The following is a 25,806-nucleotide window of genomic DNA, read 5'->3' as shown; positions in this document are numbered from 1 at the left end:
CCCCCCCCCCCCCCCCCCCCCCCCCCCCCCCCCCCCCACGCACGGTCGATGAACTGTAGGCTGTCCGCCGCACGTCATCGACCGTGCACGCCGCCTTAGCTCAGCTGGTAGAGCATTCGCCTTGTAAGCGAAAGGTCGTCGGTTCGAACCCGACAGGCGGCTCAGCGCACACAGCTCCCCGCCCGCGAGAACGTGGGCGGGGAGCTCGTCGTGGCACACCCGCGCCCCGCCGCGTAGCGTCAGGGCATGTGCCGGAACATCACCACCCTGCGCGGGCTCGAGCCTCCCGCGACCGCTGGCGAGATCGAAGCCGCAGCGGCGCAGTACGTCCGCAAGGTCACGGGCATCACCAAGGTCACCGACGTGACCCGCGAGGCCTTCGACGTCGCCGTCGCTGCAGTGACGGCCGCGACCGTCCAGGCGCTCGCGGACCTGCCGGAGCGCCGGAACCCGCCGTCGACGGTGCCACCGCTGCGTCGAGAGGACGTGGCTGCACGCGTCGCAGCCCGCCAGGCCGCGCGCGAGGAGCACGAGCGCCTGCACGAGCAGGGCGTGCCGCACGGACACTGAGGGACACTGACGGCCACGAGCACGGGCTCGTCGCGGCCCGGGACTGCGGCGCGCGTGCGTCAGCGGCTCGTCGAGACCCGGTACTGCGCGTTGGCGACGGGGATGAACACCGCGAGCGTGACCACGGTCCAGATGAGCGTGTAGATCACGGGATTCTGGAGCGGCCACGCGGTGGGCTCGGGCGTGCCCGGCGGGATGTTGCCGAAGAGCTCGCGGGCAGCCTGCGTGACCGAGGAGACCGGGTTCCACTCCGCGAAGCGCTGGAGCGGCGTCGGGAGCGTCTCGAGCGGCACGAACGTGTTCGCGACGAACGTCAGCGGGAAGATGATGATGAACGACGCGTTGTTGACGACCTCGGGGCTCGGGACGAGCATCCCCACCCACGCCATGATCCAGGAGATCGCGTAGGCGAAGACGATGAGCAGGAGGAACCCGCCGAGAGCGTCGAGGAACGAGCCGCGGATCCGCCAGCCGACGAGCAGGCCGGTGAGCGACATGACGACGAGCACGATGATGTTGTTCACCACGTCGGAGAGGGTCCGACCGGTGAGGACGGCCGACGGTGCCATCGGCAACGAGCGGAAGCGGTCGATGACCCCCTTCTTCACGTCCTCCGCCAGGCCCGCGCCGGTGATGGTGGCGCCGAAGATCACCGTCTGGGCGAAGATCCCGGCGATGAGGAACTCGCGGTACCCCTCACCGCTGTCCGTCCCGTCGACCGAGATCGCCCCACCGAAGACGTAGGCGAAGAGCAGGACGAACATGATGGGCGAGAGCGTGGTGAACACGAGCAGGTCGGGGACCCGCTTGATCTTGATGATGTTGCGCCGGGCGACGACGTGGGCGTCGGCGAGGAAGTACGGGACCCTCATGACGCCTTCTCCTCGACGGTCTCGGTCGTCTCCGTCGTCCGGCCGGTGAGGGCGAGGAACACGTCGTCGAGGGTCGGGCGACGCAGGGCCGCGTCGTCGAGAGGCACACCGGTCGGCTCGAACGCCCGGAGGGCGGCAGCGAGCGTGGACACGCCGTCGTCCGCGGCGACGGACACGATCCGTCGTTCGGTGTCGACCTGCGGCTGGCCGAGCCCCAGGCCTGCGACGACGGCCTCGGCGTCGCGCAGGCGTGCAGGGTCGGTCACGGTGATCTCGAGCCGTTCGCCACCGACCGTGCGCTTGAGGTCGGTCGCGGTGCCGCGAGCGATCGCGCGACCGTGGTCGATGACGACGATCTCGTCGGCGAGGAGGTCCGCCTCCTCGAGGTACTGGGTGGTGAGCAGGAGAGTGGTCCCCTCGGCGACGAGCGTCCGGATGACGTCCCACATCTCGGTGCGCCCCCGCGGGTCGAGACCGGTCGTCGGCTCGTCGAGGAAGAGGACCGGGGGGTGGGCGACGAGCGCGCCCGCCAGGTCGAGCCGGCGGCGCATCCCGCCGGAGTAGGTGCGTGTCGGCCGGTCTCCTGCGTCGTCGAGACCGAACTGCTCGAGCAGCTCGCGGGCCCGGCTCCTGCTCCGCAGGCGGCCGAGGTGGTAGAGCCGACCGATCATGTCGAGGTTCTCGAACCCGGTGAGGTACTCGTCGACGGCGGCGTACTGCCCGGAGAGGCCGATGCGCTCGCGGACGCCGGCAGGGTCGTGGAGGACGTCGATCCCGGCGACGTGGGCCGAGCCGCTCGTCGGGCGCAGGAGGGTGGCGAGGATGCGCACGATGGTCGTCTTCCCGGCCCCGTTGGGGCCGAGGAGACCGAGGACCGTGCCTTCGGCGACGTCGAGGTCGACCCCGTCGAGAGCGGTGACCTTGCCGTAATGCTTGACGAGGCCGCGCGCCTGGATGACCGGGCTCGACCCGGGACGTGAGGAATGTGTGGCGTGCGTCACACGGACAATGTATGACGAACCAGGACGTGCGGCCAGACCTTTGGCGCCCCGTCTTTTCCGGTGCGCCCGCCTCAGCCGAAGGGGACGAGCTCCGGGTACTTGGCCGTCCGTGCGTCGCCCGACGACTGCTTGCGGATCCGACGAGCAGCCCACGGAGCCACGTGCTGGCGGAGCCACAACGCGTTCTCCCATGCCCACTCGAGCCGCGGTACGGGCGGGAGCGGCGAGAGCGGGTCGTCCCACCGCTCGTCGTCCGGCGCCTGGCCGAGCGCCACGAGCGCACCCTGGGAGATCCGGCGGTGGCCGTCGGTCGTCAGGTGGATGCGGTCGGGTGCCCACATGCGCCAGTCCTTGAGGGCGCGCATGCCCCACTGGTCGAGGACGAACGCACCGTGCCGGCGGGCGATGGACCAGACCGTCGCGTTGAAGATGCCGACCCGGCCACGGGTCATGCCCATGAGCGGGCTGTCCGACGCGTCGATCCCCGTGCCGAGCAGCACGTCCGCGCCGGTCTCCCGGATGCGGACGACCGCGGCCTCGAGGTTGCGCGTCAGGACGTCCACGTCGACGTTGGGACGGAGGATGTCGTTCCCGCCGCCGATGAGGCTCACGAGGTCCGGCTTCATGGCGAGCGCCACGGGAAGCTGATCAGCGATGATCGGACGCAGCAGGCGGCCCCGGATGGCGAGGTTGGCGTAGAGGAGCGGGTCCTGCCCCGCCTCGATCCGCCGGTGGGAGAGGTTCATCGCGAGCATGTCCGCCCACCCTCGGCAGCTCGACTCGTCCTCGGGCTGCACGTCCCACAGGCCCTCCGTGAAGGAGTCCCCGATCGCGACGTACCGTGACCACGGCGCGGGCGGCGGCAGCCGGCCGGCCGGCTCGTGGTTCGTCTCGTGCGTGTCGGTCTGGCCGTCGGTGCTGTTCACGTCGCTCACCCGACCATTCTGACCCACCTGGTGCTCTGTCCGACAGCCTCGCTCCGGACGGTCCCCAGGTCAGCCGGTGGGCAGTGCCCAGTCGATCGGTGCGGCGCCCTGCGCCACGAGCAGCTCGTTCGTCCGGGAGAAGGGCCGGGAGCCGAAGAAGCCGCGACGCGCCGACAGCGGGCTGGGATGGGGGCTCGTGACGACCGCCACGTCGCCCAGGCGAGGGGCGAGCGCTGCGGCGTCCCGTCCCCAGAGGATCGCGACGAGCGGTCCGCCGCGCTCGACGAGCGCGGCGATCGCCCGGTCCGTCACGTCCTCCCACCCCCGCCCACGGTGCGAGCCGGCGTCTCCCGCAGCGACCGTGAGGACGCGGTTGCAGAGCATGACGCCCTGCCGCGTCCACGGCGTGAGGTCCCCGTCCGTGGGCACGGGGACGCCGACGTCGTCGCGGAGCTCGGTGAAGATGTTCTGCAAGGACCGCGGGACGGGTCGCACACCGGACCGCACCGAGAAGGACAAACCCATCGCGTGCCCGGGGGTCGGGTACGGGTCCTGGCCGACGACGAGGACACGGACCCCGGCGAGCGGCTCGCGGAAGGCGCGCATGATGTCGGGGCGCGGCGGGAGGACCGACCCGTCCGGCGCGGGGTCGAGGAGGGTGCGGTCGAGGTCGTCGAGACGCCCCGCGACGGGAGCGAGGGCATCGGCCCAGTCGGGTGCGACGCTGTCGAGGAGAGCCATGCTCCGAGCCTCTCAGACCACCCGCCGCGACGCGACCAGGTAAATGACACCGGTGTTGTTCGCGCGTAGGATCGGCCGGAGAGAGAACGCACACGACACGCACGAGGAGTGGTTTCCGCATGATCGAGGTCGTCGCCGAACCGGTGCAGTCACCCGGGGCAACCGACTCCGAGAACGCAGGTTCCGGGACCGACGCGGCCGTCGAGGCGTCGGAGCTGTCCGAGCGTGACCTGGAGATCCTCGGGTTCGAGAAGCAGTGGTGGAAGTACGCGGGTGCCAAGGAGCAGGCGGTCCGCGAGCTGTTCAACCTCTCGGCCACGCAGTACTACCAGATCCTCAACGCACTCATCGACACGCCCGAGGCGCTCGCCGCCGAGCCGATGCTCGTCAAGCGCCTCCGTCGCATGCGCTCGACCCGCCAGCGCGAGCGCACCCAGCGTCGGGCTCGAGGCTGACGGTGCCCGGGCCGGCCGACGGTCACACGGACCTCGCAGGCAGAGCGGTTAGCCTGTCCCGGTGAGCAAGCGGAGCAGCAAGTACCCCCCTGACGAGTTCGACGCCGCCACCGGCGACGGTGTGCCCGCCGGCGTCCACCGCGCACCACGGTCGAGGTGGAGCCGAGTGTGGCCCTATCTGGCCGTCGTCTTCACCTGCTCGCTCCTGGCCGTCGGGGTCGTCTACTACGTGTACTACGTGGACGACGCCCCACCGTCGGCGACGCCGACGACGGGCGCGACCACGGCGCCGGACGCGACGGCGACGGAGCCGCCCGCCGACGAGGTCCCCGTGCCGGAGACCCCCGTCGAGCCGACGGAGGAGCCCACGGTGGACCCCACCACGGAGCCGGCGGCCGAGCCTGCTGACACCGACACCCCGGTGCGCGTCCTCAACGGGACAGGTCGCAACGGTGTCGCAGCCGGAGCGGCCGGCGACCTCGAGGACGAGGGGTGGACCGACCTCACTGCTGCCACCTACGAGGGCGCAGCGCTCGACAACTCCGTCGTGTACTTCAAGACTGCGGAGTTCGAGGCCGAGGCCACCGAGGTGGCACGGATCCTCGGGATCTCGAACGTCTTCGAGGCGCCGTCCCTCGTCGGGCCGGTCTCGGCCGTCCTCATCGGCGACTTCGGGAGGTGACCGTGGCGGACGTCGTCGTCGTCGGATCGGGCCCCAACGGGCTCGCCGCTGCGGTGACGCTCGCACGCGCCGGGCTGCGCGTCCTCGTCCTCGAGGCGCAGACGACCGCCGGCGGAGGAGCACGGACCGCGAGCCTCGGGCTCGCCGACGGCGTGGTGCACGACATCTGCTCCGCAGTCCACCCCATGGGCGTGGCATCGCCGTTCTTCCGCGAGTTCGACCTCGGCGCCCGCGGTGTCGAGCTTCTCCAGCCCGAGGCGTCCTACGCCCAGCCGCTCGACGGCGGACGTGCAGGGGTTGCCTATCGCGACATCGAACGGACCGTGCGCTCCCTCGGGATCGACGGTGCGGCGTGGCGCTCCCTCCTCGGTCCGCTGGCCGCCTCGCCGGACGCGGTCCTCGGAGCCGCTCTCGGCGACAAGCGCAGCATCCCGGCCGAGGTCCTGCGCGATCTCGTGGGCACGGCACGCTTCGGCCTCGCCGTCGCCGAGCAGGGGACACCGCTGTGGAACCTGCGGTTCCGCGGCGACGTCGCGCCGGCCCTCCTCACGGGCGTCGCCGCCCACGCGATCTCCCCGATCCCCTCCTTGGCCGCGTCAGGGACGGCACTGCTCCTCGGGTCGCTCGCGCACTCGTACGGCTGGCCGATCCCGCGCGGCGGCTCAGGATCGATCATCGACGCCCTCGTCGCCGACCTGGTCGCCCACGGCGGCGAGGTGCGCACCGGCAACCCTGTCCGCAGCGGCCGGGACCTCCCGCCCGCCCGCGCCTACGTCTTCGACACGACCCCCCGGACCGCCGCCGACGTGCTCCAGGGCCGGCTCAGCCCGCGCGCAGCACGCATGCTCCGCAGCTTCCGCTACGGCAACGCTGCCGCGAAGGTCGACTTCGTCCTCGACGGCCCCGTGCCCTGGGCCAACCCGGAGGTCGGCCGTGCCGGCACCGTGCACCTCGGAGGCAGCCGGGCCGACATGGCCCGCGCGGAGTCCGACGTGGCGAGCGGCGTCCACGCGGAGCGCCCCATGGTGCTGCTCAGCGACCCGAGCGTCGTCGACGAGACACGGATCGTCGGCGGGCTTCGCCCCCTGTGGACGTACGCGCACGTCCCCGCAGGATCGACGGTCGACCCCACCGAGATGGTCACCGCCCAGATCGAGCGCTTCGCACCCGGGTTCCGGGACGTCGTCGTCGCGTCCCGCGGGATCCCCGCGGCACAGATGAGCGAGCACAACGAGAACTACGTCGGAGGTGACATCGCCTCGGGCGCAGTGACGATGTGGCAGATGTTCGCCCGTCCGACGCCCCGCCTCGACCCCTACGCGACCGGCGTGCCGGGGGCGTACCTCTGCTCGTCGTCCACCCCGCCCGGTCCGGGCGTGCACGGCCTGGGCGGCTGGTACGCCGCCCGCCACGTGCTCCGCGACCGCTTCGGCGTCCGCGACCTGCCCAGCCTCGCTCCCTGACCGGAGCGGGTGCGAGCGTCAGGACTGGCGGAGCGCCGGGCGCCACGAGGCGACGACGCCCGTCGCCCGGAGCCATGCTCGCTGTGCGTGGGGGACCACCCGCTCGAGCGGGAAGAACGCGAACCAGCAGACGATCGTCGGCAGGAAGTGGATACCGAGCGCGAGGTACGTCATGAGGTGGAACACGAAGAAGAGGCAGATCATCGCGTACTGCCAGCGCCCGCGGAGCCAGAAGACGAGCGGCGTGAGCACCTCGAGGAGGAAGACGCCCCACTGGCTGAGGCGCAGCACGACGGGCACCTCGAGCGTCCACTCGACGAGGAAGGACCCGCGTCGCATGATCGCCCACGTGAAGATCGAGCTGTTCGCCCATGCCGTGAGGCTCGAGTTGTAGATGACCTTGGCGAGCGCGGAGCCGGCGTACGTCGCGACCGTGAGGACCTGGACGCAGCGCAGCACCCAGCCGGCCGACTCCGACGTCCGGGTGTCCGTGAAGCGGGCGGCACCCACGGTCGGGAGGAGGAGCGCGGCGGCGACGAGCGCCATGTGGTCGTGCGAGACGTACGCGAAGCCCTGGGTGTTGACCATCCAGGCGAGGTACGCGACCGCGACCGTCCAGCCGGCGAGTCGGGGGAGCCGTCCGGTCGCGGCGACGAGGCACCCGACGACGATGACCGTGAGGAGGACGTAGGCGACCGGGACCGAGGGTTCCGGGAAGGGCAGGACGCGCCCGAGGAGCGTCGGGCGGTAGAGCTCGGGTGCGTACCCGTGGCCGATGACGTCGTTGGTGAGGTTGAAGACCGACCAGAGGATGAAGAGGTAGACGAGGGCACGGAAGACCGCGATCCGGGCGAGAGGGACGGGTGAGAACCACCAGCGGACGAACCTCATGACCCGCCCTCCTCGTCGGTGCTGGCGTCACTGTCGTCGCTGGTGCCGTCATGGGTGCCGTAGTCGCCGCGGACGGTCCACTCGGCGAGGACCTCTTCGGTCTCCTCCTCGCCGGAGGGCTTGCCGTCGCGGAGCGTCGAGGACACGCGCACGACCGTGACGTGCGCGAGGGGCTCTCGCTCGGGGTGCATGCCGCTGTACGCACGGGCGACGCCCTCGAGGAGGGAGGGGTCGGCGATGATCCGGTCGAGCTGGCCCTCGATCTCGGCGCGCTCGATGCCGATGCCGCGCGCTCCCAGGGGGACGCGCTGCTCTTCACCGTCGACGGTGAGGGCCGTGATCTTCGTCGCGCGGACCGTGCCGTTCGGGTCCGTCCCGCGTGCGTACTGCGAGAGCGAGCCGAAGGGGAAGAAGTCGTTGCTCCGCAGGAACTGGGACGACACGAGGACGCCGAGGACGGCGACGACGAGGGCGAGCCGCCAGGCCTTCGACCGGCCCGCGAGAGCGAGGGGACGGTCGCTGGTGTCGGAGGTCACGCCCGCACTCTAGCGCCCGGACGAGCGCCGATCCTGCACGTCCACGGGGCGCGCCCGGCCACCTGGTCTTGCACTCTCGGGGTCCGAGTGCCAATAATGGCGTTAGCACTCTCACTAGGAGAGTGACAGAACCATCGGTCGATCGGTGAGGCCCGGACCGCGCTGCGTGACATGAACGCAGCAGGACCGGACCGTCCGTCGCGGGCGCCACTCGACCACCCACACGCCACAGCGGAGGATCACACCCCAATGGCAAAGCTTATTGCCTTCAACGAGGAGGCCCGTCGCGGTATGGAGCGTGGACTCAACATCCTCGCCGACACCGTGAAGGTCACGCTCGGCCCCAAGGGCCGCAACGTCGTCCTCGACAAGAAGTGGGGCGCGCCCACCATCACGAACGATGGTGTGAGCATCGCCAAGGAGATCGAGCTCGAGGAGCCGTTCGAGAAGATCGGTGCCGAGCTCGTCAAGGAGGTCGCCAAGAAGACGGACGACGTCGCTGGCGACGGAACCACCACCGCCACCGTCCTCGCCCAGGCACTCGTGCGCGAGGGCCTGCGCAACGTCGCAGCCGGCTCCAACCCGATCGCGCTCAAGCGTGGCATCGAGAAGGCCGTCGAGGCCGTCATCTCGCAGCTCGTCAGCGCGTCGAAGGAGATCGAGACCAAGGAAGAGATCGCGGCCACGGCCTCCATCTCTGCCGGTGACCCCGCCATCGGCGCGCTCATCGCCGAGGCGCTCGACAAGGTCGGCAAGGAAGGCGTCATCACCGTCGAGGAGTCGAACACGTTCGGCCTCGAGCTCGAGCTCACCGAGGGCATGCGCTTCGACAAGGGCTTCCTCGCACGCTACTTCGAGACCGACGCCGAGCGTCAGGAAGCGGTCCTCGAGGACCCGTACGTCCTGCTCGTCGAGTCGAAGATCTCGAGCGTCAAGGACCTCCTGCCGCTGCTCGACCAGGTCATGAAGTCCGGTCGCTCGCTGCTCATCATCGCTGAGGACGTGGACGGCGAGGCTCTCGCGACCCTCGTGCTCAACAAGATCCGTGGCACGTTCAAGTCCGTCGCCGTCAAGGCCCCGGGCTTCGGAGACCGCCGCAAGGCGATCCTCCAGGACATCGCCATCCTCACGGGTGCCCAGGTCATCTCCGAGACCGTCGGCCTCAAGCTCGACACCGCGACGCTCGACCTCCTCGGTCAGGCACGCAAGGTCGTCGTCACGAAGGACGAGACGACCATCGTCGAGGGCTCCGGCGACGTCGACCAGATCGCCGGTCGCGTCAAGCAGATCCGTTCCGAGATCGAGAAGTCGGACTCCGACTACGACCGCGAGAAGCTCCAGGAGCGCCTCGCCAAGCTCGCGGGCGGTGTCGCGGTCATCAAGGCCGGCGCCGCGACCGAGGTCGAGCTCAAGGAGCGCAAGCACCGCATCGAGGACGCTGTCCGCAACGCGAAGGCAGCCGTCGAAGAGGGCATCGTCGCCGGTGGTGGCGTCGCTCTCATCCAGGCCGGCAAGCTCGCCTTCGAGACCTCGGCGATCACCGAGCTCGAGGGTGACGAGGCCACCGGTGCGACGATCGTGCGTCTTGCGATCGACGCTCCGCTCAAGCAGATCGCGATCAACGCTGGTCTCGAGGGTGGAGTCGTGGCCGAGAAGGTCCGCAACCTCCCCTCCGGCCACGGCCTCAACGCCGCGACCGGCGTGTACGAGGACCTGCTCGCGGCTGGTGTGAACGACCCGGTCAAGGTGACGCGCTCTGCTCTGCAGAACGCAGCCTCGATCGCGGCCCTCTTCCTCACCACCGAGGCAGTCGTCGCGGACAAGCCGGAGAAGCAGCCGGCGATGCCCGGTGGCGACGGCGGCATGGGCGGCATGGACTTCTGATCCGCTAGAAGCACCAGCACCACTGCACCACGGCTTCACCGCACGATCGAGGGCCGGTCGGCTCGGGGCTCATCCCGGGCTGGCCGGCCCTTCGTGCGCCCCGGGACGGGTGTCGAGCCGGAGGCGCCACTCACCGACCGACGGTCGGTGAAAAACCGCTCGCAGCCGCACGATTCCGCGGTTGACGAGCCGTCGCCGGAGCCCTATGGTTCGACGACGGACACTGCGTGCGATCGGCGACGAGGACGTCGCGGCGACACGACGACCGAGCAGGGGAGATGCGATGAAGCGCTGGGAGATCGTCTCCATGAGTACCGGTGGGGTGCTCCTCGTCGGGAGTGCGCTGGCCTTCGGTACCGCCGCGGTGAACGCCCTCGGGGCGGCGCTCGTCGCTGTCCCGCCGGTGCTGTTCGTCGCGCGGGCTGTCGAGGATCGGCTGATGGCGCCGCGCGCTCGCTGACCGCGCCGGGCCGGGTCAGTGCTCGGCGCGTCCGAGGTTCGCGACGCTCCGCTGGATCGCGACGGCCGCTGCGCCCCGCGCCCACGGCGTGAAGCCGGAGTCGTCCACCACGAGATCCAGGGGGCTCGCGTCGGGGTCACGGTCTTGCGCGATCGCGGCGTCGAGGACGTCGCGGGCGACGGTGAGGAGGCCGATGCCCTCGCCGGAGAGGATGACGGTGCTCACCATCGCGATGTTCGCAACGGCGGCGACGAGCCGACCGAGGGCGCGTGCCGCAGCCTCGACGACGGCGCGCGCCACGACGCTGCCGGGTTCCTCCCGACCGGGTGCGGCGAGGGCGAGGACCTCGTCGTAGTCGAGCGGTCGACCGAGAGCGGTCGACACCTGGGCGCTCATCGCGCCCATGGAGAGCATCGCGGTGGAGCACCCGCGGTGCCCCTCCATGCACAGCGGGCCGGTGGCGTCGAGGGGGTAGTGGCCGAGGAGCCCGAGGCCGACGTCCGCCGTCCGTGTCACGCGGTCGCCGGCGACGAGCCCGTAGCCGACGCCCGCCCCGATCGTCAGGACGGCGAAGTCGGTGAGCCCGCGTCCGGCCCCGAACCAGTGCTCGGCGGCGGTCAGGGCGACGACGTCGTTCTCGACGACGACGGGCAGACCGACGCTCTCGTGCACGGCGGCCGCGAGGTCGATGTCGCGCCAGCCGAGGAACGGAGCGCGCTGGACGACGCCCGTCTCGAGGACGTTCCCGCCGAGGCTGATGCCGATCGCCGTCGCGGACCCGTCGTCGAGGGCGACGACCACGCGGCGGACCGCGTCGACGACTGCAGCGACCGAGGTGTCGGCGAAGCTCGCCTGCGCGCTGCCGAGCTCGGTGGCGCGCAGGTCTGTGCTCACGCCGAGCGCGGCCTCGCCGGTGAGCTTGATGCCGATGAAGCGTCGGGTGTCGACCCGGACGTCGAGGGGTTTGACGGGGCGGCCGACGGAGCCTTCGGAGAGCTCGGGGCCTTCGACGAAGATGCCGCGGTCGAGGAAGGGTTTGCTCAGGCGGCTGAGGCTCGCGGGGGAGAGGCCGAGACGGCGGCCGAGCTCGGCGCGTGCGATGGGACCGTGGATGAGCACCTCGCGCGCGAGGTCGCGGCTCGAGTCGCTGAGCACGGGGTCGGCGGTGTCGGCGGTGTCCTCGCGCGCGGTCGTCCGTGCCATGCGTGTACCTCTCGCCTCGGTGGTCCGGCGGTGCCACGACCACGGGTTTCTTCTGTCTCGATACTAACTCTGCCGTGGACTCCGGGGAAACCCGGCCATAGGTGTCATCGCACCCCTGTTGACAGGTGAATATTTTCCGTCTAGAAATTAACCATGCACCGGAGCCAGACAGTCCTGCACCTGCGGGACGGAGGAACGAGCGTCGTCGTCGACCTCACCACCGCGGGCCTGCCCACGATTGTCCACTGGGGCGCCGATCTCGGCCCCATCGGTCCACGCGACCTCGCAGGCCTCGCGCTCGGCGCGGCCCCGCAGCGGGTCTCCGGCGGGCTCGACGTCCCGGCCCGGCTCACCCTCCTCCCGCACGAGGGGTTCGGCTGGCAGGGCACCCCGGGCATCGAGGGTCACCGCGCCGGGCGTGACTTCTCCCCAGCCCTCACCACGACCGACGTCGAGAGCACGGCGAGCAGCCTCGTCGTGACGGCCGAGGACCCCGCAGCGGGGCTCACCGTCCGCGCCGAGCTCCACGTGACCCCCGCGGGCCTCGTGCGTCAGTGCCTCACGGTGACCAACACGGGAGACACGGGATACGAGGTCCTCGCGCTCTCCCCGACCTTCCCGCTCCCGTCGACGGCCCGCGAGCTCCTCACGACGACCGGGCGGCACCTCCGCGAACGGTCGCCACAGCGGCACGACCTCGTCGTCGGCACCCACGTCCGTGAGAGCCGCCGCGGCCGCCCGGGAGCGGACGCCAGCCTCCTCCTCGCCGCAGGCACGCCCGGCTTCGGCTTCGAGCGCGGCCTCGTCCACGCCGTCCACGCCGCGTGGAGCGGCAACCACCGCCTGCTCGCCGAGCGCACCCCCACGGCAGAGGCGTTCCTCCAGGCCGCCGAGCTGCTCCTCCCCGGTGAGGTCTCCCTCGCACCCGGAGAGTCGTACGCGTCGCCGTGGGCGATCGGGTCCTGGGGCGACGGTCTCGACGCCCTCGCGGCACGCTTCCACACCGAGCTCCGCGCCCGGCCCACGCACCCGCGGCGGGCGCGGCCCGTCACCCTCAACACGTGGGAGGCCGTCTACTTCGACCACGACGTCGCCGTGCTCGGCGCGCTCGCGGAGCGCGCCGCAGCGGTGGGCGTGGAGCGATTCGTCCTCGACGACGGCTGGTTCCGCGGCCGACGCGACGACACCGCCGGTCTGGGCGACTGGACCGTCGACCGTGGCGTGTGGCCGGACGGGCTCGCGCCGCTCGTCGAGCAGGTGCGCGGTCTCGGCATGGAGTTCGGTCTGTGGGTCGAGCCGGAGATGGTCAACCTCGACTCCGACCTCGCCCGCGCCCACCCCGACTGGATCCTCCAGCCCGGCGGCGGCAGGCTTCCTGTCGAGGGGCGCCAGCAGCACGTGCTCGACCTCTCGCACCCGGGGGCCTACGCGCACATTCTCGAGCACCTCGACGCCCTGCTCGCGGAGCACGACATCGCCTACCTCAAGTGGGACCACAACCGTGACCTCGTCGGGGCGGGCGGCGGCGCCGGCGAGGACGGAGGGCCCGGCGACCAGCGACGCCCGCGCGTCCACGAGCACACGCTCGCGCTCTACCGCCTGCTCGACGAGCTCAAGGCCCGCCACCCCGGTCTCGAGATCGAGTCGTGCGCCTCGGGCGGCGCACGCGTCGACCTCGGCATCCTCGAGCGCACCGACCGGATCTGGACGAGCGACTGCATCGACCCCGTCGAGCGGCTCGGCATCCAGAAGTACACCGGGCTGCTCGTGCCTCTCGAGCTGCTCGGCGCGCACGTCTCCGGGCCACGCTCGCACTCGACGCACCGCACGCACGAGCTCGATCTCCGTGCAGGCGTCGCGCTCCTCGGTCACCTCGGCATCGAGTGGGACATCACCGCGATCAGCGACGACGAGGCCGCGCGTCTCGCCGCCTGGGTGCAGAGCTACAAGGACCACCGCGAGCTGCTGCACACCGGGCGGCTCGTGCACGCCGACCTCGCCGAGCCGTCCCTCGACGTGCGCGGCGTCGTCGCGCAGGACCGGTCGCACGCCCTCTTCACGCTCACGCAGGTCACGACGAGCGCGACGTACCCCGCCGGTCGGGTCACCTTCCCCGGTCTCGACCCGGACCGGTCGTACACGGTCCGGCTCACTGGCCCGTCGGAGGATCTCCCACCCGAGCCCGGCCCCGGCCAGTCGCCCCTCCTGTGGGCGACCGACGGCATCCAGGCGACCGGCCGGTCCCTCGCCACCGCAGGCGTCCAGGCGCCCGCCCTCTACCCCGAGCACCTCGTGCTCGTGCACGTCACAGCCGTCTCCTGACGGTCACGCCCGCACGTCCCACTCGCGCAAGGAGGCGCAGCATGGTGAACGACCCGCTCGACCAGGTCCGCACGCCGGACCGGTCGGCACGACCACACCGCCGCAGGCGAGCGCTCGCGGCGCTCTGCACCGCAGCGCTCGGCCTCGGTGGCCTCGCGGCGTGCTCCCCGGACGACGGCGACACCGTCACCCTGAACTTCTTCCAGTTCAAGCCCGAGGCCGTCGCCCAGTTCGACGAGATCATCGCCGGTTTCGAGGCCGAGAACCCCGACATCGAGGTGGTCCAGAACCACGTGCCCAACGCCGACACGGCGCTGCGGACCCTCCTCGTCAAGGACAAGGTCCCCGACGTCATGACGCTCAACGCCAACGGGACCTTCGGCGAGCTGTCACGCGCCGGGGTCTTCGAGGACATGTCCGACGTCCCCGCGATGGACACGGTCGCCGACGCACCGATCGAGATCGTCACCGACCTCGGCCAGTTCGAGGACGAGGTCTCCGGGGTGCCGTTCGCGCTCGCGGCGTCGAGCATCATCTACAACAAGACGATCTTCGCCGAGCACGGCATCGAGGTCCCCACCACGTGGGACGAGCTCATCGCTGCCGTGGAAGCGCTCGAGGCGGCCGGCGTCCAGCCGTTCTACGGGACCATCAAGGACCAGTGGACGGTCCTGCCGGCGTTCAACAACCTCGGGGCGGCCCTCCAGCCGGAGGGTTTCTACGACGACCTGCGGGCCGAGGGCGACGACGTCGGCCCCGACTCCGCGGTGTCCTTCACGCAGGACTACCGCGAGGCCGCGGAGAAGCTCAAGACGCTCTTCTCCTCCATGCAGCCGGACTTCGCGAGCCGTGACTACAACGCGGGGAACGCGGCCTTCGCCGACGGCGCGTCGGCCATGTACCTCCAGGGCACGTACGCGATCGCGCCGATCCTCGCGAACAACCCGGACCTCGACCTCGGCACGTTCCCGTACCCGTCGAGCGAGGACGCGGAGGAGAACCTCCTCGTCACCGGCGTCGACGTGGTGCTCGCCATCGGCAAGGGCACACCGCACCAGGCCGAGGCGGAGAAGTTCGTCGAGTACATGATGCGACCGGAGAACATCGCCGCCTACGGCGAGGCGCAGTCCACGTTCTCGCCGCTCAAGGACGCTGAACCGTCGACCAACCCGTACCTCGCGGGCCTCAACGACTTCGTCGCCGAGGGGCGTATCACCGGGTACATCGACCACCAGATCCCCCCGGCCATCCCGCTCCAGCCGTTGCTCCAGCAGTTCATCATCGACGGCGACACGGACCGCTTCCTCACCGGCCTCGACAGCGAGTGGCGCAAGGTCGCGTCCCGCTCGTCCCAGCGATAACGGAGCAGGACATGACATCTCCCACAGCAACGCTCGCGCAGGAACCGGCGGCGCCCCGACCCGCGACGCCGCCCCAGAAGCGGAAGCGCTCCGGCATCGGCCGCGTGTCGCCGACCTTCTACTGGATGGTGCTCCCCGCCGTCATCCTCTTCTTCGTCCTCCACACCGTCCCCGTGCTCAACGGCATCTTCTTCTCGTTGACCAACTACGCGGGCTACGGCGAGTGGGACTTCACCGGGCTGCAGAACTACGTCAACCTCTTCAAGGACGACCAGGTCCTCAACGCGTACCTCTTCACGTTCGGCTTCGCGATCGTCGCGACCGTCGCGGTCAACGTCATCTCGCTCGCCATCGCGCTCGGGCTCAACGCGAAGATCAAGTTCCGGACGGGGCTCCGCGGGATCTTCTTCATCCCGAACATCCTGTCGATCCTCGTCATCGGCTACGTGTTCAACTACCTCTTCTCGAACTCGCTGCCGGCGATCGCCAAGAACCTCGGTATCACGGCCCTCTCGACGAGCATCCTCGCTGACCCGGACCTCGCGTGGGTCGGCATCGTCATCCTCGCCGTGTGGCAGGCGGCCGCGTTCAACATCATCATCTACCTCGCCGGCCTGCAGACCATCCCGGGCGAGCTCTACGAGGCAGCGTCCCTCGACGGTGCGCGACGGTGGCGGAAGTTCTCGTCGATCACGTTCCCGCTCATCGGGGCCTTCTTCACGATCAACATGGTCCTCAGCCTGAAGAACTTCCTCCAGGTGTTCGACCACATCATCGCCCTGACCAACGGTGGTCCGGGCACCTCGACGCAGTCCGTGTCGCTGCTCATCTACCGGGGAGGGTTCCAGGGCGGGGAGTACGCGTACCAGACGGCCAACGCCGTCATCTTCCTCATCGTCATCGTCCTCATCTCCGTCATCCAGCTGCGCGTGCTGCAGCGCCGGGAGGCTACGTTCTGATGGTCACGTCAACCCTTGCACCGCCGCCCGAAGGTTTCCTCGCCGCCCGTCGTCGTCGCCGGGCCGCCGATCGGGACGAGGGCGGGAAGATCAACTGGTGGCTCACCGCCCTGCTCATCGTCTGCTCGATCACCGTGCTCGTCCCGCTGTACTTCACGGTCGTCACGGCGCTCAAGACCCCGGACCAGCTCGGGGGCTCGGGCTTCGGGCTGCCGACCTCGATCAACCTGCAGAACTTCGCCGACGCGTGGAACCTCACGAACTTCCCCAGGGCGCTCATGAACACCGCGCTCATCACTGTGGGGTCCGTGCTGCTCACGCTCGTGACGAACTCGATGGTCGCTTACGCGATCGCCCGGAACATGCACCGCAGGTTCTTCAAGGGCATCTACATCTACCTGGTGTCCGCGATCTTCGTGCCGTTCCCCATCATCATGCTGCCGGTGGTCAAGCAGACGGCGATGCTCGGGATCGACAACCAGGCCGGCCTCATCCTGCTGTACACGGTGTTCGGACTGTCGTCGAACACCCTGTTCTTCGTCGCGTTCATCCGCTCGATCCCCATTGAGCTCGAGGAGGCCGCGCTGCTCGACGGTGCGAGCACGTGGATGGTGTACCGCAAGGTCGTCTTCCCGCTGCTGTCGCCGATGCTGGCCACCGTGGGGATCCTCACGTGCGTGTGGTCGTGGAACGACTTCATCCTCCCGCTCGTCGTCCTGAGTGACCCGTCCGCACAGACGCTGCCCCTGGCGAACTACGTGTTCCAGGGACAGTTCAACACCAACTACACGGCCGCCTTCGCGTCCTACCTCATGGCGATGGCGCCGCTGCTGCTCGTGTACCTGTTCGCCCAGCGCTGGGTCATCTCCGGCGTGATGAGAGGATCCATCAAGTGACTGACGCTGTGCCTGTCTCGACTGTCCCTGCCTCGATCGCCGAGCAGCCTGCGTGGTGGACGCGCGCTGTGGTCTACCAGATCTACCCGCGGAGCTTCGCGGACTCGAACGGTGACGGCTTCGGGGACATCGGCGGGATCCGGTCGAAGCTCGACCACCTCGCCGAGCTCGGCGTCGACGTCCTGTGGCTGTCGCCGATCTACCCGTCGCCGCAGCACGACAACGGGTACGACATCAGCGACTACGAGGGCATCGACCCGCTCTTCGGCTCGCTGGAGGAGTTCGACCTCCTCCTCGCGGAGACGCATGCGCGCGGGATGAAGCTCGTCATGGACCTCGTGGTGAACCACACGAGCGACGAGCACCCGTGGTTCGTCGAGTCGCGGTCGTCGACGGACAACCCCAAGCGGGACTGGTACTGGTGGCGCTCGCCGCGGCAGGTGGCGCACACCGACCTGCCGGTGGAGCCGAACGAGTGGCGCTCGGCCTTCAGCGGGCCGGCGTGGACGCTCGACGAGACGACGGGTCAGTACTACCTGCACCTCTTCGCGCCGCAGCAGCCTGACCTCAACTGGGAGAACCCCGAGGTGCGCGAGGCGGTCTACGCGATGATGAACCGGTGGCTCGACCGCGGGGTGGACGGCTTCCGCATGGACGTCATCAACCTCATCTCGAAGAAGCTCGAGCACGTCGACGGGCGCGATCCCGTCGGCGGGCTGGGGTTCTCCATGGGGCCGCGGCTGCACGAGTTCATGCAGGAGATGCACGCTGCCGTGTTCGCTGGGCGGTCGGGGGAGTACCTGACGGTGGGGGAGATGCCGGGGGTGACGGTCGAGGAGGCTCGGCTGTTCACCGACCCGGCGCGGCGCGAGCTCGACATGGTGTTCCAGTTCGAGCACGTGTCGCTCGACCAGGGGGTCGACAAGTTCCATCCGCTGCCGCTCGATCTAGTGGCACTCAAGGCGTCGTTGGGGCGTTGGCAGGAGGGGCTCGCGGAGACAGGGTGGAACAGCCTGTATCTCAACAACCACGATCAGCCGCGGCTCGTGTCCCGGTTCGGGGACGACGGTGAGTATCGCTATGAGTCCGCGACCCTGTGGGCGACTCTTCTGCACCTGCAGCGGGGGACGCCGTACATCTACCAGGGCGAAGAGATCGGCATGACGAACGTGCCGTTCGCCAGCATCGAGGACTTCCGGGATCTCGAGTCGGTGAACTACTACCGCGAGGCGGTGGGGGAGCTCGGCCTTCCTGCTGACGCTGTGCTCGACGGGTTGCGGAAGATGAGCCGAGACAACGCTCGGACGCCCGTGCAGTGGGACGGGTCTGCGCACGCTGGGTTCACGTCGGGGGAGCCGTGGATTCCGGTGAACCCGAACTATGTGGACGTGAATGCGGAGGCTGACCGGGCTTCCGGGCGAAGCGTCTTCGCTTTCTATCAGCGGCTGATCGCGCTGCGGCACGAGGAGGACGTCGTTGCCGTCGGGGATCTGACGATGCTCGAGATGGAGCACCCGACGCTGTATGCGTACGAGCGGTCGCTCGCGGGCATCCGGTTGCTGGTGGTCGGGAACGTGTCCGGGGAGGAGCTGGAGACGCCGCTGCTTGCGGAGTGGGCCGGCACGGCGCTGGTGCTGTCCAACTCAGGGGGCGTCACCGGAGAGGCGGGCGCGCGGGCCACAGGCACCACGCTCTCGCCGTGGGAGGTGCGGGTCTACCGCGTGGGGTAGTCGGTCGCGGCGTCGGATCGGGGCGTTCAGTCGGTCGCTTCGATCCAGCGATCGGCAACGTAGACCACAGTGAGCTGATCGCCCGCAACAGAGAAGGCCTGACTCAGCGCATTGAGGTGGATGACGATGTTGAGCCCCAGGTGTGGCTGCCGCTCCACCATCGGGCGCAGCCCGTCGACGGCGATCATCAGGGGAAAGGTCCAGCGTCGGCGGATCTCTTCAAACGCGTCGTCGATCGAGTCCCAGCTCGAAGCGCACCATTCAGGAAAGCTCAGCACGCCCTTGATGGAGTCGATCGCCTCGGAGACATCCGTCGCGCCCGATAGGTCAACCGCTGCCCACGTCGCCCCCGAGCTAGTGACGACCTCGCGAAGATCTGACACTCGCTCCTCGATCACGAGATGCGGCACCGTTCGTCCACCGGCGAAGAACGTTCGCGGTATCTCTATCCACTTGCTCGTTTCGACCACCTTGGCACCGTATCGCACTGGACGGAGAGGGGATCCGCACTCGCCCGGGCGTCGATTCCGACGGCGACGGCGACTGCGGCGCAGGAGTGGCGGAGGACCTTTGTTTTAGGTCGTCCGCCTTGACCCACCTGTTGTCGCGCTCCTGCGCCCTCGTGGGTGCGGAGGGATCAGCCGAGCCATGGATCAACCTTTCGAAGCTCGGGTCCGAGCCACCCACGGAGCTCGGATCCCGGCTGGCCCGGATCCGGGATCATCTCGCCGGCACTGACCGCGATGAGTTCCCTGACGTCCTCGGACCCACGCTCGAACGCACGCTCGAGCCAGCTGAGGATGGAGGTGCACACATCGGGGCGTGTCCCGACCTGCGCAACCATCCAACGCACGATGTCAGACACAACCAGGTGCGGAAGGATCTCGCCCTCGTCGTCAGCGAGGTGCTCGTCGAGGATCGGAGTGAGTTCTCGGTGTGCCTCGATGACCGCTACGGTCGCCGCTACCGTTGCGCCGCCCGGCGTCGGTCTGCGTCGGTGGACCATGTTGCCTCTCTCTGGTGTCTCGCGCGACGTGACAGGTGCAGGCAGGTTGTGTCTCAGGTGGCGTGTCCACGCCACCAGGACTCGCTGCGGAAGGCGTCCTGGAAAGCCTCAGCCGTAGCGATCGCATGAGCGACGAAAGGTTCGGGGAGTCAGACGGCGTGGTCGGACACGTAGCGGGCTAGACCCGCCGGCCACACGCACGTGCCGTTGCTCAGCTCCAGGCAGCCGTTGTCCTTCCCGCAGAGCGGGGACGGCGAGAAGCCCGTGTACGCGCGAACGACGAAGCAGCGGCCGAGATAGTCCGCAACGTCGTCGCGTTCATGTGACCGCCGGGTTCCCCACGCTTCGAGATGGCTGCTGACAGTCCGATGTCGACCTGACTATTCCTCGGGGGGTGTCGTCTCGACGCCAGACCGGGAGTCCGGCGGCGTGAGCCCCTCGTTGACACAAAGTCCACAATCTGTCACAGTAACTCCATGGCAACCGACAAGCCGTTCCTGAACGTCTCCGAGACGGCGCGCCTACTAGGCGTGCACCCGAACACCGTCCGTAACTGGGTGATCGCGGGAACGCTGGTCTCGTCCAAGCCGCCGGGTGCCCGTCAACACCGGTTCGCGAGGGAAGAGGTGATGCGGATGGTCGAGCGGCGCAGTACCTCCTCGGCATCGCTCGCGCCGCTATTGCGTGCCGACGAGCCCGAACTGGTGACGGCCATGGGGCTAGACGGCTGGGCGTCGCATATCGACGCGAAGTCCTCTTTCCCGGAGCTGATGCGGCGTCTGCTCGCGCTCACGCCAGGGATTACCAACCTCGACATCCGCGCGCACGAAGGCGTGGCCGCTCCGGGCTGGGACGGTTCGGCGACGTCCGCGGGGAGTGCTTACCTTCCGGCTGGGGAACTCCACTTCGAGTTCGGAACAGAGAAGAACTCGCGCCGCAAAGCCCAAGAAGACTACGACAAGCGAGTCGCAACCTTGCCAAGAGGTCAGGGTGGCGTGTTCGTGTACGCGACCCCCCGGAACTGGGCCGGGGCCCGGGCGTGGGCGGTGGAGCAGAGCGCGAAGCGCGACTTCGCGAGTGTCAAGGCGATCGATGCGCACGTCCTTGAGGGCTGGCTGCGGGAGACGCCCGCGGTGCACTATTGGATCTCTGAGCGGCTCGGATTGCATCCTCGGGACGCGCAAACGTTGGCGAGGTGGTGGGACTCCTTCCAAGGGCGATCTAAGCACGCTCTCCCTGCTGAATTCTTCACGGCCGGCCGCGCCAAAGAGGTTGATGGATTGCTCGCCGGACTCAAGAGCGGGGGAGTGGACGAAACCATCATCACTGTGATGGCTCCCTGGCGTGACGAGGCGCTGGCATTTGTATACGCCTCGCTGGAGACGCAGCCAGCATTGCTCCGTCGGGCGGTGATTGTGACAGATGCCGCAGCGTGGGATCGTCTGGCGGCCTCTAAGCAGCAGATGATCCTCGTGCCGCAGTTCGAAGGGGCCGACCTCAAGGCGGCGGAGGACGAAGGGCATCGAGTCGTTCTAGCAGCCGGTGGCGAGGTGCCTTTGCGAACCGCGAGAGTCATTGAGTTGCCCAAGGTCGATCGGACGAGCGCAACTGAGGCGCTCAGGAGCTCGAAGATACCTTCTGACAAGGCTGACTCCATCGTGGCTATGGCCAGGCGCAGCGTGCCAGCGATGTTGCGCTCGATCGCACGCGATCCGCGCGCTGCTCCAGCGTGGGCGCAAGATCCTAAGACTTCCTCGGTTTTGGCGCCCTTGGTGCTGGCCAGCTCGTGGGAGCGGTTGCCGGGCGACGGGCAGATCATTCAGAGGTTGACGGGCGTCCCCGCCGACGAGGTCGAGCGCTTGCTCAAGTTGCTCGCGAAGCGTGCCGACCCTCCGTTCGTTCTCTCAGGCGGTTTGTGGCGTCTCGCGTCGCCGGCTGAGGCCGCGTTCCTGCTACTTCGTGATATCGAGCAGGAGACGCTCGAGCGCTGGGCGCAGGTCGTACCCTCTGTGCTCTTGGAGGAGGCTCCGCTGCTAGAGGCATCCCCCGCTGAGCAGATCGCGGCTAGCGAGAAAAGGCTTGCGACCACCTACTCAGCCACACTCCGGGAACACATCGCGCAGGGCCTCGCGCTTGCAGCTTCGACTGCAGCTGATCTGCCAGGTGAGCTCAAGATGCGGGCGAGGCTCGATGCGATCGTGAACCGGATACTCGAGGCGGCTTCTGCGGATGAAACAGGAGCGACGTGGGTCCGACTGTCCCAGTATCTGCCGTCACTTGCTGAGGCCTCTCCCGAAGTGTTCTTGGATGCGATAGACGACGACCTCGCCCGTCAGCGCCCTCTGCTGAGCGCGATGTTCACCGACCGGGACGGAGACGCTGACTTCTTCGGACCGTCTTCGCCGCATCCCAGTCTGCTGTGGGCGCTCGAAACCCTCTGTTGGGCTCCCGAGTACTTCGGTCGCTCGAGCTGGTTGCTATCGAAACTGGCTACGATCGATCCTGGCGGGAGGTTGAGCAACCGTCCTCTCGGAAGCCTCGTCAATGTCACCACGGGGTGGATCGCGAACAGCGGCGCAACCACTCAGGACAAGGTCGAAGTGATCAGGCGCGCACTCGAGCGCTTCCCCGAGGTGGGATGGTCGTTGCTGCTAGAACTCTGGCCTGGAGGTCACCAGTTCGCATTCCCCCCGCAGCGCGCGACGTTCCGCGACTGGGCTCCCGCCACACAAGCGGTCACCTACGCCGACTGGGGCCACTTCGTCCACGAACTCGTCCGGCTCGCTGTAGACGGAGCTCGAGACCGGGCAGAGCGCTGGGCCCAATTGGTGCCCAACATCGATGATGTGCCTCCCGTTGAACGGAACGTGATGATCGAGGCGCTGCGAGGCGTTGCCACAGAATCTGAGTGGACCTCCGAAGAGCGATATCGTGTGTGGGAAGCGCTGAGTTCCGAGATTGGACGACACGAGAGACACCCGGACGCAGCATGGGCGCTTCCTACAGAACAACTCGAGCCGCTCGTCAATCTCGCCGCGAAACTCGAGCCTTCTAGCGATCCGCGCCGGCTCTCCAACCTGTTCGGGTGGAACCCGCCCGTTCCAGGCCTGAGTCTGGATGACGACCGCTTTAGCGAAGCCCTCTCTGATCTCCAGCGCAATGCGATCACAGACTTGCTGGCGCACGGAGTGGATCAGCTAGAGTTGCTGATCGCCGACGTCAAAGCCCCTCACACTATCGGCTGGCACCTAGCTCGGATGACCGACGCTCCGGAGGGTGCCGTCGTCGCCTGGCTCGATTCCGAGGTGCCCAATCTTAGAGAAGCTGCCCTCGCTTACGCGCGTTGCAGGATTCTCGACGACGGGATGGGCTGGCTGCGATCGATAATCCTGGTCTACCAACAGCTCAGCGTTGACGCGCTCTCGTCGTTGATGAAGGCGGTCCCATTCTCGATGGACTACTGGACTGAGGTCGACACGCTAAATGAGGAACTAGTTGCTGCCTATTGGGCAAGCGTCGAGCCCTACGGCGTGCCGGAGGTCGAGCGGCGCGAGGCGGCCGCGAAGCTCCTCGAGAAGGGTCGCCCCTGGCAAGCAGTCAATCTCGTCAGCGGAATGCTTCACAGCAAACAAGATCCTGGTGTGGACCTCGTCAAATCGGCACTCAACGGCGTGCTCGAGTCAAACGGGCCAGTCGAAGACCGTCAAATGAGCGGATACAACGTTGAGATGCTCCTAGAATATCTTGAAGAGACGGCCGCGACCGATCCCGATCTACCTCAACTTGAGTTCTGGTTCTTCCGCCTTGTGCCGGACCATCGACCCTCAGCCGCGCTCTATCGCTCGCTGGGCCAGGACGCAAACCAGTTTGTAGAATTGATCAAGCTCGTCTTTCGCAGGGAGGATGAACCAAGGCGTGAGGCTTCGGAGCAGCAGAAGGCGCATGCTGGCCTTGCCTGGAGCGTGCTGCACGAGTGGTCATTGCTACCCGGCCTCAGGCCTGACGGGACGATCGACGGCGAGCATTTGAGTACCTGGGTTAGAGATGTTCGCAACGCCCTTGCGGACGTCGGGCGCGCAGCCATCGGCGACGAGCAAATCGGTCAGGTCTTGGCATCGAGCCCGCAAGGAAGGGACGGTGTGTGGCCCGCGGAGGAGGTCAGGGACATCGTCGACAACCTCGTCAATAGGAGAATCGAGACCGGGCTAATCATCGGCCGAACTAACCAACGGGGCGTCACGACTCGTGGAATCTACGACGGTGGCGACCAGGAGCGTGCGCTTGAGAACGAGTACCGCGACATGGCCGCACGTATCGCCACCCGGTGGCCCCGGACGGCGCGCCTGCTTCGGGACATCGCTGACAACTATCAGCGGGAGGCGAGCTATAACGACGCTGACGCTGAGAGACTCGGGGATCAGGGGTGAAATCCTCGGCGACAGGTAGGCGAGAATATGCCCAGTGGACCAAACTTCGGCTTTCCCTGCCTCGGACCGTGGAGTCAGCGCCATGAACAGGAAGCGCAAATTGGCCTCGCCGGTTCAGCCGCGGTCCGGCCCGCTGCCTTCGGACCCTCACGAGATTGTCTTCTACAAAGATTCCGCTGGGGTGTTACCGGCGCAGGAATTCATCGACTCCTGCCCCGAGACCATCCGAGCGCGGATTCGCGAAACCGCAATCACCGTAGCTGCGTCCCCGCCTAATCGATTCTCCGGGGGCGGGAAGTGGGAGGCGATGCATGGAGCGATGTCCGGGTGGTTCGAGATTCGGATCGACGGCACACCGAGCCGGACTCACTACCGCGTCTATTGTCTGCTCGATTACGAGGCGGCGGGTGCGGTGAAGCCTTACCTCGTTCTCGTCGATGGGCGCAAGAAGCCTTTCCGTACCACGCTCGCTCCGTCAGAGTATGACAAGGTGAAGTTGCTAGGTGGGCGTTACCTGAGCAGCAAGGACCGCTCGATTGGATGATCGAGCGGTCCTTCACGGTGCGAGCTCAGGCTGCGATAGTTACCTTCTTCACCAACGGCGCCTTAGCGGCAGCGACCATTGGCTTCGTGATCGCGTCACGCTCGCTTCGCCCCATAGGCTCGAGTGTGATCTTGAGGCCGAGCGCCGCAGCGATCTCGGAGAGCGTTCCCAAGGTCGGGTTCACCGATTCGGCATTGAAGATTCGACGCACCACGGCAGGGTCGGACCCGATTGCCCGTGCAAGAGCAGCCTTGCTCAGCCCGCTCTCCTCGAGTGCGTGATCGAGAGTATTCATTACCTCATCGATCGTACGAGTGCGGATCGACTCGGCCGCAAACTCTCGGGCGTACTCGGGGGATTCCATGTCACGCTGGTGGTCGTCCCAGAAAGCACTACGCATGCGGTTCACCTCAGATCGGGTCGCGAGTCGACCTCTCGCCGACCTCCGCAACGTAACATAGAAGTCCTGCCTCGACCAAGGTTGACATGCGCTTGTCGCCCGCCGCGGACCGAACGTCTGTTGAGTGTCCGCGGCTGGGTCCGCCCCTGTTCGGGGCGTCATCGAGTGTGTGCGGAGAGGGGCGACACGTCACTAGTGTCTCGCGGTCACGACCTGGCTTGAGCCGGTCGCCGGGACTCTCGTGCCGATCATCTCGCCCCCTGAGACCCCTCTGTCTGCCCGCACCCGCCAGGATCGGCCCCTCGCCGTCAGCGTGTCTGGATCGTGACACTTTGAAATCTTCTGTTCACGTGAGTCGGTCACCCCCGAAACAGGGCGTCCTTAGCGTCTACCCACGTGAGCGGCACGAACGTACAGGTCTGGTCCCCGGATCCCCGGAGACCGTCCGTCGCTCACGTCGGCTGATTCCCGGTGGCT

Annotated in this window: 23 protein-coding genes and 1 tRNA gene; 14 read left to right on the top strand and 10 right to left on the bottom strand. The window is 68.1% G+C overall.

Translation table 11 applies throughout. The annotated features are described in order from the left end of the window. Positions 1 to 89 precede the first annotated feature (89 nt). Together ABKW26_RS06010 and ABKW26_RS06005 are read left to right on the top strand one after the other, a co-directional pair. A tRNA-Thr gene (locus tag ABKW26_RS06010) sits at positions 90 to 162 on the top strand. 84 nt (positions 163 to 246) lie between these two features. Next, entirely contained in the window at positions 247 to 570 is a 324-nt protein-coding gene (locus ABKW26_RS06005) for a DUF2277 domain-containing protein (protein WP_348591779.1), read from the top strand. Between the two features lie 59 nt (positions 571 to 629). Here ABKW26_RS06005 and ABKW26_RS06000 read toward each other — a convergent pair whose 3' ends face one another. From ABKW26_RS06000 to ABKW26_RS05985, 4 genes are all read right to left on the bottom strand, one after another. Then, positions 630 to 1,442 (bottom strand): ABC transporter permease, encoded by an 813-nt coding sequence (locus ABKW26_RS06000; RefSeq protein WP_348591777.1) that lies wholly within the window; start codon positions 1,440 to 1,442, stop codon positions 630 to 632. Continuing rightward, positions 1,439 to 2,443 (bottom strand): ATP-binding cassette domain-containing protein, encoded by a 1,005-nt coding sequence (locus ABKW26_RS05995; protein ID WP_348591775.1) that lies wholly within the window; start codon positions 2,441 to 2,443, stop codon positions 1,439 to 1,441. The genes ABKW26_RS06000 and ABKW26_RS05995 overlap by 4 nt, the downstream gene beginning before the upstream one ends. Positions 2,444 to 2,514: 71 nt before the next feature. Then, complete coding sequence (locus ABKW26_RS05990) at positions 2,515 to 3,309, bottom strand: SGNH/GDSL hydrolase family protein (RefSeq protein WP_348591784.1); 795 nt, start codon at positions 3,307 to 3,309, stop codon at positions 2,515 to 2,517. 129 nt (positions 3,310 to 3,438) lie between these two features. Continuing rightward, positions 3,439 to 4,110 carry a uracil-DNA glycosylase gene (locus ABKW26_RS05985; RefSeq protein WP_348591773.1) on the bottom strand — a complete coding sequence of 224 codons (672 nt, stop codon included), beginning with the start codon at positions 4,108 to 4,110 and terminating at the stop codon, positions 3,439 to 3,441. 119 nt (positions 4,111 to 4,229) lie between these two features. Between ABKW26_RS05985 and ABKW26_RS05980 the strand changes: the two genes are divergently transcribed. From ABKW26_RS05980 to ABKW26_RS05970, 3 genes are all read left to right on the top strand, one after another. After that, entirely contained in the window at positions 4,230 to 4,565 is a 336-nt protein-coding gene (locus tag ABKW26_RS05980) for a DUF3263 domain-containing protein (protein WP_348591771.1), read from the top strand. A 61-nt stretch (positions 4,566 to 4,626) separates the two neighbouring features. After that, positions 4,627 to 5,247: a LytR C-terminal domain-containing protein gene (locus ABKW26_RS05975; RefSeq protein WP_348591769.1), complete on the top strand. Its 621-nt coding sequence runs from the start codon at positions 4,627 to 4,629 to the stop codon at positions 5,245 to 5,247. A gap of 2 nt (positions 5,248 to 5,249) precedes the next feature. After that, positions 5,250 to 6,710 carry an NAD(P)/FAD-dependent oxidoreductase gene (locus ABKW26_RS05970; protein WP_348591767.1) on the top strand — a complete coding sequence of 487 codons (1,461 nt, stop codon included), beginning with the start codon at positions 5,250 to 5,252 and terminating at the stop codon, positions 6,708 to 6,710. Positions 6,711 to 6,728: 18 nt separating this feature from the next. On the opposite strand, the gene ABKW26_RS05965 is transcribed toward ABKW26_RS05970, so the two are convergent. Next, positions 6,729 to 7,601 carry a hypothetical protein gene (locus tag ABKW26_RS05965; RefSeq protein WP_348591765.1) on the bottom strand — a complete coding sequence of 291 codons (873 nt, stop codon included), beginning with the start codon at positions 7,599 to 7,601 and terminating at the stop codon, positions 6,729 to 6,731. Then, on the bottom strand, positions 7,598 to 8,137 hold the full coding sequence (locus ABKW26_RS05960) for a hypothetical protein (protein ID WP_348591763.1): 540 nt from the start codon (positions 8,135 to 8,137) through the stop codon (positions 7,598 to 7,600). Before ABKW26_RS05960 ends, ABKW26_RS05965 begins: the two co-directional genes overlap by 4 nt. Positions 8,138 to 8,386: 249 nt before the next feature. On the opposite strand from ABKW26_RS05960, the gene groL reads away from it, so the two are divergent. Both groL and ABKW26_RS05950 read left to right on the top strand, forming a co-directional pair. Then, complete coding sequence (gene groL, locus ABKW26_RS05955; RefSeq protein ID WP_348591761.1) at positions 8,387 to 10,021, top strand: chaperonin GroEL; 1,635 nt, start codon at positions 8,387 to 8,389, stop codon at positions 10,019 to 10,021. 283 nt (positions 10,022 to 10,304) lie between these two features. Further along, a complete protein-coding gene (locus ABKW26_RS05950; protein ID WP_348591759.1) occupies positions 10,305 to 10,481 on the top strand; it encodes a hypothetical protein in 177 nt (58 codons plus the stop codon). 15 nt (positions 10,482 to 10,496) lie between these two features. Here the strand turns inward: ABKW26_RS05950 and ABKW26_RS05945 are convergent, their stop codons facing one another. Beyond that, positions 10,497 to 11,684 carry an ROK family protein gene (locus ABKW26_RS05945; RefSeq protein ID WP_348591757.1) on the bottom strand — a complete coding sequence of 396 codons (1,188 nt, stop codon included), beginning with the start codon at positions 11,682 to 11,684 and terminating at the stop codon, positions 10,497 to 10,499. A 153-nt stretch (positions 11,685 to 11,837) separates the two neighbouring features. Here ABKW26_RS05945 and ABKW26_RS05940 point away from each other — a divergent pair, with 153 nt between their 5' ends. Genes ABKW26_RS05940 through ABKW26_RS05920 form a run of 5 tightly spaced genes read left to right on the top strand, consistent with a single transcriptional unit; the run spans position 11,838 to position 18,952 of the window. Next, on the top strand, positions 11,838 to 14,006 hold the full coding sequence (locus ABKW26_RS05940) for an alpha-galactosidase (RefSeq protein WP_348591755.1): 2,169 nt from the start codon (positions 11,838 to 11,840) through the stop codon (positions 14,004 to 14,006). Between the two features lie 41 nt (positions 14,007 to 14,047). Then, complete coding sequence (locus ABKW26_RS05935; protein WP_348591753.1) at positions 14,048 to 15,367, top strand: extracellular solute-binding protein; 1,320 nt, start codon at positions 14,048 to 14,050, stop codon at positions 15,365 to 15,367. Between the two features lie 11 nt (positions 15,368 to 15,378). Beyond that, positions 15,379 to 16,326 carry a sugar ABC transporter permease gene (locus ABKW26_RS05930; protein WP_348591751.1) on the top strand — a complete coding sequence of 316 codons (948 nt, stop codon included), beginning with the start codon at positions 15,379 to 15,381 and terminating at the stop codon, positions 16,324 to 16,326. Further along, on the top strand, positions 16,326 to 17,222 hold the full coding sequence (locus ABKW26_RS05925) for a carbohydrate ABC transporter permease (protein ID WP_348591749.1): 897 nt from the start codon (positions 16,326 to 16,328) through the stop codon (positions 17,220 to 17,222). Before ABKW26_RS05930 ends, ABKW26_RS05925 begins: the two co-directional genes overlap by 1 nt. Then, positions 17,219 to 18,952 carry an alpha-glucosidase gene (locus tag ABKW26_RS05920; RefSeq protein ID WP_348591747.1) on the top strand — a complete coding sequence of 578 codons (1,734 nt, stop codon included), beginning with the start codon at positions 17,219 to 17,221 and terminating at the stop codon, positions 18,950 to 18,952. Before ABKW26_RS05925 ends, ABKW26_RS05920 begins: the two co-directional genes overlap by 4 nt. A 26-nt stretch (positions 18,953 to 18,978) precedes the next feature. On the opposite strand, the gene ABKW26_RS05915 is transcribed toward ABKW26_RS05920, so the two are convergent. Then, entirely contained in the window at positions 18,979 to 19,422 is a 444-nt protein-coding gene (locus ABKW26_RS05915; protein WP_348591745.1) for a hypothetical protein, read from the bottom strand. A gap of 167 nt (positions 19,423 to 19,589) precedes the next feature. After that, positions 19,590 to 19,958, bottom strand: a complete 369-nt coding sequence (locus tag ABKW26_RS05910; RefSeq protein WP_348591743.1) for a hypothetical protein — start codon at positions 19,956 to 19,958, stop codon at positions 19,590 to 19,592. Positions 19,959 to 20,434: 476 nt separating this feature from the next. Here ABKW26_RS05910 and ABKW26_RS05905 point away from each other — a divergent pair, with 476 nt between their 5' ends. After that, positions 20,435 to 24,385, top strand: a complete 3,951-nt coding sequence (locus tag ABKW26_RS05905) for a helix-turn-helix domain-containing protein (RefSeq protein WP_348591741.1) — start codon at positions 20,435 to 20,437, stop codon at positions 24,383 to 24,385. 82 nt (positions 24,386 to 24,467) lie between these two features. Further along, positions 24,468 to 24,929, top strand: a complete 462-nt coding sequence (locus ABKW26_RS05900; RefSeq protein ID WP_348591739.1) for a hypothetical protein — start codon at positions 24,468 to 24,470, stop codon at positions 24,927 to 24,929. Positions 24,930 to 24,954: 25 nt separating this feature from the next. Here ABKW26_RS05900 and ABKW26_RS05895 read toward each other — a convergent pair whose 3' ends face one another. After that, a complete protein-coding gene (locus ABKW26_RS05895; RefSeq protein ID WP_348591737.1) occupies positions 24,955 to 25,329 on the bottom strand; it encodes a helix-turn-helix transcriptional regulator in 375 nt (124 codons plus the stop codon). Between the last annotated feature and the right edge of the window lie 477 nt (positions 25,330 to 25,806).

Source organism: Sanguibacter sp. 25GB23B1 (assembly GCF_040012415.1).
GTDB lineage: Bacteria > Actinomycetota > Actinomycetes > Actinomycetales > Cellulomonadaceae > Sanguibacter.
The sequence above is the reverse complement of the archived record's forward strand: the minus strand, read 5'-3'. Positions and strand labels throughout refer to the sequence as shown.